Origin of the sequence: Streptomyces bohaiensis (genome assembly GCF_012033785.1) — a bacterium.
In the GTDB taxonomy this organism is placed as follows: domain Bacteria; phylum Actinomycetota; class Actinomycetes; order Streptomycetales; family Streptomycetaceae; genus Streptomyces; species Streptomyces bohaiensis.
Map to the genome: position 1 here is coordinate 1 of NZ_JAAVJC010000150.1, position 11,882 is coordinate 11,882.

Below are 11,882 nucleotides of genomic sequence, written 5' to 3' on the forward strand. Positions count from 1 at the left end.
GCGCGCGCTGGTCGTGTCGCTGTCGCTCGCGGCCGGGCGGCTCCTCCTCAGGGAGGAGTCGGCTGTGCCGAAGGTCGCAACCTGGGTGTGTGCCTGCGCGCGATGTGCCCGGGGGCCGGTCTGCCGCCGGTTCCCTCACCGCCGGCCCCCGCTCCCTCACCGGGAGCGGCGCAGCCGCCCGGTCCGGCCGGCGCATCCGTCGCCCCGCCGGGCCGGAACGCCACGCCGCGGGTCCACCTCCCGCCGCAGGGACCGCAGTTCCGGTCCGTGGATCGCGACGGCTGATCACGCCCGCCTGGGGCGGGCGGCGCGGCGGGGGCTCAGCGGCGGAGCCGGCTGGGCTTGCTGCCCCGGCCCCAGGCCATGCCCCAGCCGTAGAGCCGGTCGATCTCGGACTGGAAGCCGTAGACGTACTTGACCTCGCGACGCGCCACGAGGTCTCCCCCTTCGTGCTCCATGAGCAGCACCGCACAGGAACGTGCCCGCGGGGGTGGATCGGGCAGGGGGACCTCGATGTGCATGCCGTTGCCGGCATCGAGCGTCACCGACACGTCGGCGCGGTCGAACGCCGGTGTCCCGTCGTAGATGTAGACGAAGAACAGCAGCCGCTTGATCTCCTCCTGGTGGTCCAGGTTGGCGTAGAGCACCTCGCCGGAGCCGCCACCGAAGCGGTCGTCCCCGCTCAGTTTGAGGTAGGGCGGCGCGTTGAACTCTCCGAAGAGGTCCCCGAGCGCCTGCACCACGCCCTTGCTGCCGTCGTTGAGTTCGTAGAGGCAGGCGAGGTCGAAGTCGACGTCGACCATGCCCTGGGTGTGGCCGACCACCTCGGCGGGACGGAACAGTTGCAGCGGATGACGCCAGGCGTTGAGTTTGCGGTGGTTCTTGCCGCCCATGAGGTCGTTGGCGCGCATCCGCCAGGTCAGACTGATGCGGAGCGTTCCGGAGGCGGCGCCCTGTTCCGTGAGCGAGATGCGGGGCGCGCGGCGGGTGAGCTCGATGGCGTAGCTGGTCGAGCCCGTGGTCGCGTCGAACCTCGCCGCCGGCGTCCGGGCGCGGCGCCAGTAATCCCACAGCGAGACCATGCTCTTGTCCTACCGTCCCCTTCGCCCTGATCGGTGGCCGGGCGGCACGGGGGACCGGCCCGGGCCGCCGTCCCCGGGTGGCGAGGCCGGGACGGCGGACCGGTGCCCGCACACGCTGGCGAGGCGCGACCCGTCCCGGGGTTCGACCCGAGCGGGGCCGGCCTCGCCCTAAAGACTTCCGCATTCGCGGCCCGCTCACACCTCGCCGGGCCCACCGGCTGACGCATCGGGACGATCGGGCCGCGCCGCGGCCGGCGCCCGGCGCCGTCAGCCCCCGGCGCCCACGGTCGGCTTGGCGTGACCCGCCGCGACGTCCGCCCGGTTGGCGCGGACCGAGGACCAGAAGGCGGTGGCGATGAGCCCGACCCCCAGACCGCCGGTGACCAGCTCCGGGAGGTGCCAGCGGATGGAGACGAGCAGCATCACCGAGAGCGCGCCGATGGCGTAGTGGGCGCCGTGCTCCAGGTACCGGTAGGAGTCGAGGGTGCCCTCCCGGACCAGGTAGATGGTGAGCGACCGGACGTACATGGCGCCGATGCCCAACCCCAGAGCCATCCAGAAGATGTGGTTGGTGATGGCGAACGCGCCGATGACGCCGTCGAAGGAGAACGAGGCGTCCAGCACCTCCAGGTACAGGAAGAGGAAGAACGCGGCCTTGCCCGTGACCCCCGCCGCCGTCGGCTGCCGCCCGACGCGCTTGGCGGCCTCCTCCGCGGCGGCGATCCGGCCCTCGTCCTCCTCCAGTTTCTTCTCGAAGAACCCCGACAACCCGCCGACCAGCAGGTACGTCAGGACACCGGCGACCCCCGAGAGCAGCACGGTCGCCGACTTGTCGGCGTGCGCACCACCGTGCTGGTAGGCGTGAGTGGCGATGGTGGAGGCGGTCAGCAGCAGTCCGGCGAGAGCCACGCCGACCGCGAACCCGTCGATCCGCCCCAGCTTGGCCAGGACCCGCTCCAGCGGGCCGATCCACTGGACCTCGCGCTCCTGGAAAATGAAGTTCAGGAAGATCATCAGCAGGAACATCCCGCCGAAGGCGGCGATGGAGGGGTGCGCGTCGGTCACCATCATCTCGTAGGTGTCCGGGTCGTCCGTGGCGAGCCGGACCGCCTCCATCGGCCCCACCCCCGCGGTGACGGCGACGATCGCGACCGGGAACACCAGCCGCATGCCGAAGACCGCGATCAGGATGCCGACGGTGAGGAAGATCTTCTGCCAGAAGAGCGACATCCGCTTCAGGATGCCGGCGTTGACCACCGCGTTGTCGAAGGAGAGCGAGATCTCCAGCACCGAGAGGATCGCGACGACCGCGAACCCCTCCCACCCCCAGAACCAGTACGCGGCGGCGAGTCCGACCACCGTCACGCCGAAGGACCAGCCGAACGTCTTCCAGATCACTGCGTCCTCATTCTTCCCGGTGGCCGGCCCGGGCGGGCCGTCCGGGCGGCGGTGCGGACCCCGACGACCGATGCCGCGTCCGCTCCCTGCGAGGGGAACGAGCGCGGCACCGGTCGCGGTTCCGGCCGCTGGGCCGGACGGGGGTGTTCAGTTGTGGTGCGGACCGCGGACCGCGCGCCCCTGCCGGAGCGCCGAGCGCCGAGGGCGCCTCAGACGTTGACGCCGTAGTCCAGCGCGATGCCGCGCAGGCCGGAGGCGTAGCCCTGGCCGATGGCGCGGAACTTCCACTCGGTCCCGTGCCGGTACAGCTCGCCGAAGACCATGGCGGTCTCCGAGGAGGCGTCCTCGGACAGGTCGTAGCGGGCCAGTTCGTTGCCGTCGCTCTGGTTGACGATCCGGATGTAGGCGTTGCGCACCTGGCCGAAGTTCTGCTGACGGGTCTCGGCGTCGTAGATCGACACCGGGAAGACCACCTTGTCCACCTCGGGCGAGAGCGTCGCGAGGTTGACGGTGATCTCCTCCTCGTCCTCGTCCTCCCCGGTGCCGCCGACGAGTTCGTCGCCCATGTGCTCGACGGCGCCGTCGGGGCTCTTGAGGTTGTTGAAGAAGACGAAGTGCGCGTCACTGAGAACCTTGCCGCCCGCGCCGGCCAGCAGCGCGCTGGCGTCGAGGTCGAAGTCGGCGCCGGTCGTGGCGCGGGCCTCCCAGCCGAGCCCCACGGTGACGGCGGTGAGGTTCGGCGCGGCCTTCGTCAGCGAGACGTTGCCGCCCTTGATGAGGCTGACTCCCACGTGTTCCTCCAGTGTTCTTCAGGTCGTCGGTCCCGCTCAAATATGCCAGCCGGGCAGGTGGGAGCGGGAGCGGGCCCCGCCGCCCGCGCCCGGGGGCGGGGCGGCGGGGTCGGGTGTCACAGCGCCTGGAGGGCGGTGACGTACTCGTCGAGGTCGCGGGCGTCGGGCAGGCCGTTGACAACGGTCCAGCGCACGACACCCTCCTTGTCGATGATGAAGGTGCCGCGCAGGGCGCAGCCCTTGGCCTCGTCGAACACCTCGTAGGCGCGGGACACCTCGCCGTGCGGCCAGAAGTCCGAGAGCAGCGGGTACTCCAGGCCCTCCTGCTCGGCGAAGACCCGCAGCGAGAACGGGGCGTCGTTGGAGACGGCGAGCAGCTGCACGTCGTCGTTGACGAAGGTGGGCAGGCGGTCGCGCAGCGCGCACAGCTCGCCGGTGCAGGTGCCGGTGAAGGCGAACGGGTAGAAGAGCAGGACGACGTTCTTCTCACCACGGAAGTCGGAGAGGCTGACGCTCTCCCCGTGCTGGTTGCGGAGGGTGAAGTCGGGCGCCTTGGAGCCGGGCACGATCGCCACGCGCGCTCCCCTTTCTGGTTCCTGTGCTGACGGACCTGGGGTCCGGGCCCGGGGAACGGGCCCGGTCGTCACCGGTCGTCGCACACCTGGCGTCCGCCCGGGGACGGGCGGCGCGGCCGCCGCCGGAGACAGCCGTGGTCGGCGGTGGGCGGGCACGGGGTGCGCGCCGTCGGCGGCGGAGGGTGCGGCGGGCGGGGACGTTCCCACCCTACGCGGCCGTCCCCGGCGCCTTGCGGGGCGCCGGGGACGGTCGGGTCGAACGGTTCGGGCGGTGCGGGCCGCCCGCCGGGGGCTCCGGCCGGGGCTACCTGCGGCCCTTGGGCGTCACCAGACGGCTGCCGGACCAGTCCTTGCCGGCGCTGATCGTGCTGGTCTGTGCCAGGCCGGCCGTCTGGGCGGCCTCGCCGATCTCACTCGGCTCCACGTAGCCGTCACGCCCGGTCTTGGGCGTGAGCAGCCACACGGGGGCGCCCGGGTCGATCAGTGTCGTGGCATCCACCAGCGCGTCGGTCAGGTCGCCGTCGTCGTCGCGGAACCACAGCACCACGGCGTCCGCCACGTCGTCGTGGTCCTCGTCGACGAGTGACTGGCCCGTGATGGCCTCGATTCCCTCACGGAGTTCCTGCTCGGCGTCCTCGTCGTAGCCGAGCTCCTGGACCACCTGCCCGGGCTGGAAACCCAGCCGTTCGGCGGGGTTGGTCCGCTCCTCCGCGTGGTCCGCGGTCGCGCTCACGGATGGCCTCCTGTCCTTGGTTGTGAAGTACTGTTTCAGGCTCGCGCACGCGCGAGCCTGAGCGGTAGTCCACACGGGCAGAGCGGATCACGCAAGTACCGGACCGACGCGCCCGCCCAAAGGTTGACTTCTGGCTCCACAGTACGTCCGGTTGCGTGATTAAAGACACAGTTTGATCTTCGCCCGCCGCTTCGTGGCACCGCCCCCCGATTCGGGTGGCGCACGACACGGAGCCCGCCCGGGGACCACTCGCAGGCGCGCGCGTAGGGTTGCCGGTCGGTCGCCCCTGCGACCGCCTGCCCGGCCGGGCACGTCGCTCACGAGGACGGGCGTCTCATCACCTGGGAGTTACCTTCCAGTAGAGATGACGTTTCGCTTCCGGAGGTACACGATGGAAGGCGGCGCGACACCAGCAGAGCAAGACAACTCAGAGCGAAGGAACAGCGTGGCTTCCGCATCCGATCGCAACCCGATCATCATTGGTGGCCTTCCCAGCCAGGTCCCGGATTTTGACCCCGAGGAAACGCAGGAGTGGCTGGACTCCCTCGACGCCGCGGTGGACGAACGCGGCCGGGAGCGCGCCCGCTACCTGATGCTGCGGCTGATCGAACGGGCCCGCGCCCAGCGCGTGGCGGTCCCGGAGATGAGCTCCACCGACTACGTCAACACCATCGCGACCAAGGACGAGCCCTTCTTCCCCGGTGACGAGGAGGTCGAGCGCAAGGTCCTGAACGCGACGCGCTGGAACGCGGCCGTCATGGTCTCGCGCGCCCAGCGCCCCGGCATCGGCGTCGGCGGCCACATCGCCACCTTCGCCTCGTCGGCCTCCCTCTACGACGTGGGCTTCAACCACTTCTTCCGTGGCAAGGACGAGGGCGACGGCGGCGACCAGATCTTCTTCCAGGGGCACGCCTCCCCCGGGATCTACGCCCGCGGCTACCTGCTGGACCGCTTCAACGAGGGCCACCTCGACGCCTTCCGCCAGGAGAAGTCGAAGGCCCCCGAGGGCCTCTCCAGCTACCCGCACCCGCGGCTCATGCCGGAGTTCTGGGAGTTCCCGACCGTCTCGATGGGCCTGGGCCCCCTCGGTGCGATCTACCAGGCGCGGATGAACCGCTACATCCACGCCCGCGGCATCGCGGACACCTCCAAGTCGCACGTCTGGGCCTTCCTCGGCGACGGCGAGATGGACGAGCCGGAGTCGCTGGGCCAGCTGACGCTCGCCGCGCGTGAGGGCCTGGACAACCTCACCTTCGTCGTCAACTGCAACCTGCAGCGCCTCGACGGGCCGGTCCGCGGCAACGGCAAGGTCATCCAGGAGCTGGAGTCCGTCTTCCGCGGCGCCGGCTGGAACGTCGTCAAGCTGGTCTGGGACCGCTCCTGGGACCCGCTGCTCGCGCAGGACCGCGACGGCGTGCTGATCAACAAGCTGAACACCACGCCCGACGGACAGTTCCAGACCTACGCCACCGAGACCGGCGGCTACATCCGCGACCACTTCTTCGGTGACGACCAGCGGCTGCGCGCCATGGTCGAGAAGATGTCGGACGACGAGATCCTCCACCTGGGCCGCGGCGGCCACGACCACCGCAAGATCTTCGCCGCCTACCAGGCCGCGAAGACCCACAAGGGCCAGCCCACGGTGATCCTGGCGCAGACCGTCAAGGGCTGGACGCTGGGGCCGAACTTCGAGGGCCGCAACGCGACCCACCAGATGAAGAAGCTGACGGTCGAGGACCTCAAGCGCTTCCGCGACCGCCTCCACATCCCCGTCCCGGACAAGGACCTGGAGGACGGCGTCGCACCGTACTACCACCCCGGCCGGGACTCCGAGGAGATCCAGTACATGCACGACCGGCGCCGGGCGCTGGGCGGGTACGTACCGACGCGGGTGGACCGCTCCAAGCCGCTGGCGCTGCCCGGCGACAAGGCGTACGCCACGGCGCGCAAGGGCTCCGGCTCGCAGGAGATCGCCACCACCATGGCGTTCGTGCGGGTGCTGAAGGACCTCATGCGGGACAAGGAGATCGGCAACCGCTTCGTGCCGATCGCCCCGGACGAGTACCGGACCTTCGGCATGGACGCGTTCTTCCCGTCGGCGAAGATCTACAACCCGCTGGGCCAGACCTACGAGTCGGTCGACCGGGAGCTGCTGCTCTCCTACAAGGAGTCGCCGACCGGTCAGATGCTGCACGACGGCATCAGCGAGGCGGGCTGCACCGCCTCCCTGATCGCCGCCGGCTCGTCCTACGCCACCCACGGCGAGCACCTGATCCCGATCTACGTCTTCTACTCGATGTTCGGGTTCCAGCGGACCGGCGACCAGTTCTGGCAGATGGCCGACCAGCTCGCCCGCGGCTTCGTCCTCGGCGCGACCGCCGGCCGGACCACGCTGACCGGTGAGGGGCTCCAGCACGCCGACGGCCACTCGCACCTGCTGGCCTCCACCAACCCGGCGTGCGTGGCGTACGACCCGGCGTTCGGCTTCGAGATCGCCCACATCGTCCGCGACGGCCTGCGGCGGATGTACGGCGAGAACGCCGAGGACGTCTTCTACTACCTCACGGTCTACAACGAGCCGATCAAGCACCCGGCCGAGCCGGAGGACGCGGACGTCGAGGGCATCCTCAAGGGCATCCACCGCTTCGCCCCCGGGCAGGGCGGCGAGATCCCGGCGCAGATCCTCGCCTCCGGTGTCGCCGTCCCGTGGGCGGTCGAGGCGCAGCGCATCCTCGCCGAGGAGTGGAACGTGCGGGCCGACGTGTGGTCCGCGACCTCCTGGAACGAGCTGCGGCGCGACGCCGTGGAGGTGGAGCGCCACAACCTGCTCCACCCCGAGGAGGAGCAGCAGGTCCCGTTCGTCACCCGCAAGCTCCAGGGTGCCGAGGGTCCGTTCGTGGCCGTCTCGGACTGGATGCGGGCCGTCCCGGACCAGATCGCCCGCTGGGTGCCCGGCACCTACCAGTCGCTGGGCGCCGACGGGTTCGGCTTCGCCGACACCCGCGGTGCGGCACGGCGCCACTTCCACATCGACGCGCAGTCGATCGTGCTCGGCGTGCTCACCGAGCTCGCCCGTGAGGGCAAGGTCGACCGCTCGGCGCTGAAGCAGGCGATCGACCGCTACCAGCTGCTGGACGTGGCGGCGGCCGACCCCGGCGCTGCCGGCGGCGACGCCTGACACCTCGCGGTACCCCGGCCCACGGCCGGTCCGGACGCCCGGGAGCCCACGGCTCCCGGGCGTCCGGCGTTCCCGCCCGGCGCGCTGTCCCGGGTTCGGCACGCACGCGGCGGCCCGGTGGCGGCCGCCTGCCGTCGCGCTCCCCGCCGCGTGCGCCGGGCGGCACCCCGAGAGCCCGATGTGGCGCACGGCACACCGAAAGCCCCAGGTCGGGGCCTTCGGACCATGGCGGAGCACCCCGGGCACCCTCCTAGGATGCTGACCGGTGGAGCACTCCTGGCCCGTACCCTCGGCGACCACCGTCCGGCGCGTGCTGACGACCCTGGCGGTGGTGCTCGCCGTGCTGCTGACCTCGGGCTGGCTGCACCGCACCGGCAGCCCCGAACCGGACGGGTACAGCGGTCAGGTGCAGGCGTGGCGCGAGGACCGGATCACCGGTACCCCGCTGCCGGACCCGTACGCCGGGCCGGCGGCCGTCGCCGACTTCTTCGCCTCCCTCGGGCACCGCAAGCAACTGCTGCTGGCCGAGCGCCACCCGCTGGTCGTCGGCAACCTCGACGGCGCCCCGGCCGAGCTCCGCTACGCGGCCAACCGGCACTCCCTCGCCGCGGCGCGCGACCGCGAGGTGGAGCGCAGCCAGGATCCGCGACTCTCCCCCGCCGGCCGGCACGAGGCCTCGCGACGGCTGCACCGGCTCTCCTCACTGCTCGCCGAGGGGCGGCAGATCCTCGCGTTCGACCCCGTCGGCGGCGGCAGGGTGGCGGAGGTCGTCGGGGACCTCGCGGCGGCGGAGCGGATCTCCGTGGTGGTGCCGGGCGTCGACACCGATCTGCTGACGTTCGAACGGACCCGGATGCGCTACCGGGCGCCGGTCGGCATGGCGCGCGCGCTGTACGCCCAGCAGCGGAAGGCGGCCCCCGACCGGCCGACCGCGGTCATCGCCTGGGCCGACTACGACGCGCCGCGGGGCGTGAAGGTCTCCGCCGCGACGGCGGGGCCGGCGCAGGAGGGCGCCCGCCGGCTGACGGCGGCGGTCGACGCGCTGCCCGAGGCCGCGACCGTCGCGCTGTTCTGCCACTCCTACGGCTCCGTGGTCTGCGGCCTGGCCGCCGGCGGGCTCCCGGACCGGGTGACCGACATCGCCGTCGCCGGCAGTCCCGGCATGCGGGCGGGCCACGCGCAGGAGTTGGGCACGCGGGCGCGCATCTGGGCGGCCCGCTCCCCCGCCGACTGGATCGGGGACCTGCCGCACCTCGCGGTCGGGCCGCTGGGCCACGGCCCCGACCCGGCGGACCCCGCCTTCGGCGCGCTCCCCGTGTCCGGCGACGACGTCCCCGGACACGGCGGCTACTTCCTGCCCGGGACGGAGAGCCTGACCGGCTTCGGGCGGATCGGTGCGGGACTGGTGGACCGTGCCGCCCGCAGCGGCGAGGGGCCGTTCTGCGTGCCGCGGGGGCTGCCGACCTGACGGGGCGGGCGTGCGCCAGGAGCCGTCCGACGCGCGCCACCGGCGGCTGCGGGGCCGCCGTCACCCCGTCGGGCTACCGACGACGTGACAGTCGCACACCCGTCCTGAGCTGCGGAATGGCGTGAATCGGCCACCCGGTGCGCGCAGAGGGTGGCCACCGGAGGCGCTTCCCCGCATACGATGACCCGTATGGGTGATGTGCTGGCCGGAATCCACTCCTCATGGGAGTTCGACACCGACTCGATGCTCATCCGCTTCGAACGGGGGATCCGCACACCGAAGCTCTTCCACGTGCTGGGAGAGCGCCGCGTCCCGTACGGGGCGCTGAGTGCGGTCGAGGTCGCCCCGGGGTCGAAGCGGGGCACGGTCGAACTGTTCGCCACGCCGCGGGACGGCGCGGACCCGCTGATCGAGGCTGCGGGCGGGCAGCTGCGTGCCGCCACCAACCCCTACCGCCTGGTGCTCCCGGAGGACCGGCGGCAGGAGGCGGAGGAGGCTGCGGCACGGGTCCGCGCGGAGCTGCGTCCCGACGCGGCGGAGCCCGCGGACCGGTTCCTCGTGGCCGCGCCGGCGGCCCCGCTGTCGTTCAAGGCGTACGACGGCAAGGTGGCGTTCGACGGCAAGGCCGTCTCGTTCCGCTGGTTCTGGACCGGCGCGACCTCGGCCAAGTGGAAGGCAGGCGACCAGGCCTTCCAGGTCAGTGAGCTGGGCGGCGTCGACTGGCGCTCGCCGGAGGGGTCCGGCGGCTGCCTGCGGCTGGTCCGCCGGGGCCCGGACGGGCTGCCGGAGACCGAAACCGCGCCGCCCCCCGCCGACCAGGACCCGGCGGCGGTGGTCTTCGCTCTCGGATACGGCCTGGTCCACGAGTCGCTGCCGCTCGCCGCGAGCGTGCTGGAGGCGATCCAGGAGGCCGAGCCGGAGTTCGGCGGGGTGCCGGAGCCGGCGCGCGAGCAGCGGGCCGACCCCGCCGACATCGCCGAGCGGATCCGCCACCTCGGGGAACTGCACACGGCGGGGCTGCTCACCGACGACGAGTTCACCGCGAAGAAGCGGGAGTTGCTCTCGCAGCTGTGACCGCCGGCCCCCGCCGGGCCCGCCGAACGGCGGGGGCGGGCTCACCGAGCCGCGTCGTCCCGCGAGTCGTTCTCCGAGGAACCGCGCCGGTCACCGAACCAGCGGCGGGCGCGGGCGAGCGCCGACCGCGGCGGCGGTGCCTCCTCCTCGGGTGCCGCGGTCAGCTCCTTGCGGCGGGTGGCGGGCGCCAGCCGCACCCCGCCGTCGGAGCACGGCCGGCAGCGCCCCTCGTCGTCCCAGGCGACCCCGATCCAGCACTGGCTGCACGCCACCGGGGCCGGTTTCGGCGTGGGGACCGGAACGGCCGGGGCCTCGGGCGAGGGCGTCAGGGAGAGGTTGGCCGGGGGCGGCGCGGGCGGCGCGGGCTGTGCGGCCGTACCCGCCGGAACGGGCGCGCCGAGGTTCACGTTGCCGATGGAGCAGGGCCGGCAGCGCCCCTTGGCGTCCCAGGCCCGGCCGATCTGGCACTGCGAACACATCATCTTCCAGCTCCCAGCAGACCACCGTGTCGACGGAACCGCACGGTCACGCCTGGCGTGGATGCTATTCCACCGGCGCGCGCCGGGCCACCCTCGATGTCGGGGCCCGGCCACCGACTCGCCCTCGGTGGAGGGGAGTAGCCCGCCGGCGGGCGCCCAGCCGCGACCGGCCCCGCGACGGTCCGGAGGCAGCGCATAGGGTCGGGGCCATGCACACGCAGTCTCTGGCGCTCATCGAACAGTGGCCCGTCACCACGGCCGCGGCGGCCGTGGTGCTCGCCGACGGAACCTCCGCGACCCATGGCCCGGTGGACCACCGGTTCCCGCTGGCCTCGGTCACCAAGCCGCTCGCCGCCTACGCCGCGCTGCTGGCGGTGGAGGAGGGCGCGGTCGAGCTGGACGAGCCGGCCGGGCCCGAGGGGTCGACCTTCCGGCACCTGCTCGCCCACACCTCGGGACTCGCCTTCGACGAGGACCGGGTCGCCGCCCCGCCCGGCGAGCGGCGGCTGTACTCCAACACCGGTTTCGACCGGCTCGGTGACCACCTCCACCGGGCGACCGGCATCCCGTTCGCCGCGTACCTGCGCGAGGGGGTGCTGGAACCGCTGGGGATGACCGCGACCTCGCTGGACGGCTCGCCCGCCCGGGACGGCGTCTCCACCGCGGCCGACCTCGCACGGTTCGCCGCCGAACTCCAGGCGCCGCGCCTGCTCTCCGCACGCACGCTCACCGACGCGACCGGGGTGCAGTTCCCCGGGCTCTCCGGCGTGCTCCCCGGCTTCGGCCACCAGAAGCCCAACGACTGGGGGCTGGGGTTCGAGATCCGCGACGGCAAGGCGCCGCACTGGACCGGTGAGCGGTCCTCGGGCAGGACCTTCGGCCACTTCGGGCAGTCCGGCACCTTCCTGTGGGTGGACCCGGACGCGGGCGCGGCGTGCGTGGCGCTGACCGACCGCGCCTTCGGCCCCTGGGCGGCCGAGGCGTGGCCGGCGTTCACCGACGCGGTGCTGGCGGAACTGGCCGAGCGCGGCTGACCGCCCGCCGGGCGCGGGAGCCGCCGAGCCACCGGGCAGCGGGCCGGCGGGACAGCCGGGCCCTCAGGCC

The 11,882-nt window shown here is 72.7% G+C and carries 10 protein-coding genes; 4 read left to right on the plus strand and 6 right to left on the minus strand.

Going from position 1 to position 11,882, the window contains the following annotated elements:
• Window positions 1-320: 320 nt before the first annotated feature.
• The 5 genes from HCN52_RS16120 to HCN52_RS16140 form a co-directional block, all read right to left on the minus strand.
• On the minus strand, window positions 321-1,082 hold the full coding sequence (locus HCN52_RS16120) for a Tellurium resistance (protein ID WP_168089145.1): 762 nt from the start codon (window positions 1,080-1,082) through the stop codon (window positions 321-323).
• Between the two features lie 267 nt (window positions 1,083-1,349).
• Complete coding sequence (locus HCN52_RS16125) at window positions 1,350-2,480, minus strand: DUF475 domain-containing protein (protein ID WP_168089146.1); 1,131 nt, start codon at window positions 2,478-2,480, stop codon at window positions 1,350-1,352.
• Between the two features lie 209 nt (window positions 2,481-2,689).
• Entirely contained in the window at window positions 2,690-3,271 is a 582-nt protein-coding gene (locus tag HCN52_RS16130) for a TerD family protein (RefSeq protein ID WP_168089147.1), read from the minus strand.
• Between the two features lie 116 nt (window positions 3,272-3,387).
• Complete coding sequence (locus tag HCN52_RS16135) at window positions 3,388-3,846, minus strand: peroxiredoxin (RefSeq protein WP_167933036.1); 459 nt, start codon at window positions 3,844-3,846, stop codon at window positions 3,388-3,390.
• 304 nt (window positions 3,847-4,150) lie between these two features.
• Window positions 4,151-4,579: a DUF3052 domain-containing protein gene (locus tag HCN52_RS16140; protein ID WP_168089148.1), complete on the minus strand. Its 429-nt coding sequence runs from the start codon at window positions 4,577-4,579 to the stop codon at window positions 4,151-4,153.
• 445 nt (window positions 4,580-5,024) lie between these two features.
• Between HCN52_RS16140 and aceE the strand changes: the two genes are divergently transcribed.
• The 3 genes from aceE (at window position 5,025) to HCN52_RS16155 (ending at window position 10,299) form a co-directional block, all read left to right on the plus strand.
• Window positions 5,025-7,757 carry a pyruvate dehydrogenase (acetyl-transferring), homodimeric type gene (aceE, locus tag HCN52_RS16145; RefSeq protein WP_168089149.1) on the plus strand — a complete coding sequence of 911 codons (2,733 nt, stop codon included), beginning with the start codon at window positions 5,025-5,027 and terminating at the stop codon, window positions 7,755-7,757.
• 310 nt (window positions 7,758-8,067) lie between these two features.
• Window positions 8,068-9,225, plus strand: coding sequence for an alpha/beta hydrolase (locus tag HCN52_RS16150; protein ID WP_168089150.1), 1,158 nt, complete (start codon window positions 8,068-8,070; stop codon window positions 9,223-9,225).
• Window positions 9,226-9,414: 189 nt separating this feature from the next.
• Window positions 9,415-10,299, plus strand: a complete 885-nt coding sequence (locus tag HCN52_RS16155; protein WP_168089151.1) for a DUF4429 domain-containing protein — start codon at window positions 9,415-9,417, stop codon at window positions 10,297-10,299.
• 41 nt (window positions 10,300-10,340) lie between these two features.
• Here HCN52_RS16155 and HCN52_RS25960 read toward each other — a convergent pair whose 3' ends face one another.
• Complete coding sequence (locus HCN52_RS25960; protein ID WP_168089152.1) at window positions 10,341-10,781, minus strand: hypothetical protein; 441 nt, start codon at window positions 10,779-10,781, stop codon at window positions 10,341-10,343.
• Between the two features lie 206 nt (window positions 10,782-10,987).
• Here HCN52_RS25960 and HCN52_RS16165 point away from each other — a divergent pair, with 206 nt between their 5' ends.
• Window positions 10,988-11,812 carry a serine hydrolase domain-containing protein gene (locus HCN52_RS16165; RefSeq protein WP_168089153.1) on the plus strand — a complete coding sequence of 275 codons (825 nt, stop codon included), beginning with the start codon at window positions 10,988-10,990 and terminating at the stop codon, window positions 11,810-11,812.
• Window positions 11,813-11,882 lie beyond the last annotated feature (70 nt).

Bases quoted from the DNA above. Each gene is read 5' to 3' on its own strand.
- HCN52_RS16120 (WP_168089145.1), bottom strand. From the start codon at position 1,082: ATGGTCTCGCTGTGGGATTACTGGCGCCGCGCCCGGACGCCGGCGGCG.
- HCN52_RS16155 (WP_168089151.1), top strand. From the start codon at position 9,415: ATGGGTGATGTGCTGGCCGGAATCCACTCCTCATGGGAGTTCGACACC.
- HCN52_RS25960 (WP_168089152.1), bottom strand. From the start codon at position 10,781: ATGATGTGTTCGCAGTGCCAGATCGGCCGGGCCTGGGACGCCAAGGGG.
- HCN52_RS16165 (WP_168089153.1), top strand. From the start codon at position 10,988: ATGCACACGCAGTCTCTGGCGCTCATCGAACAGTGGCCCGTCACCACG.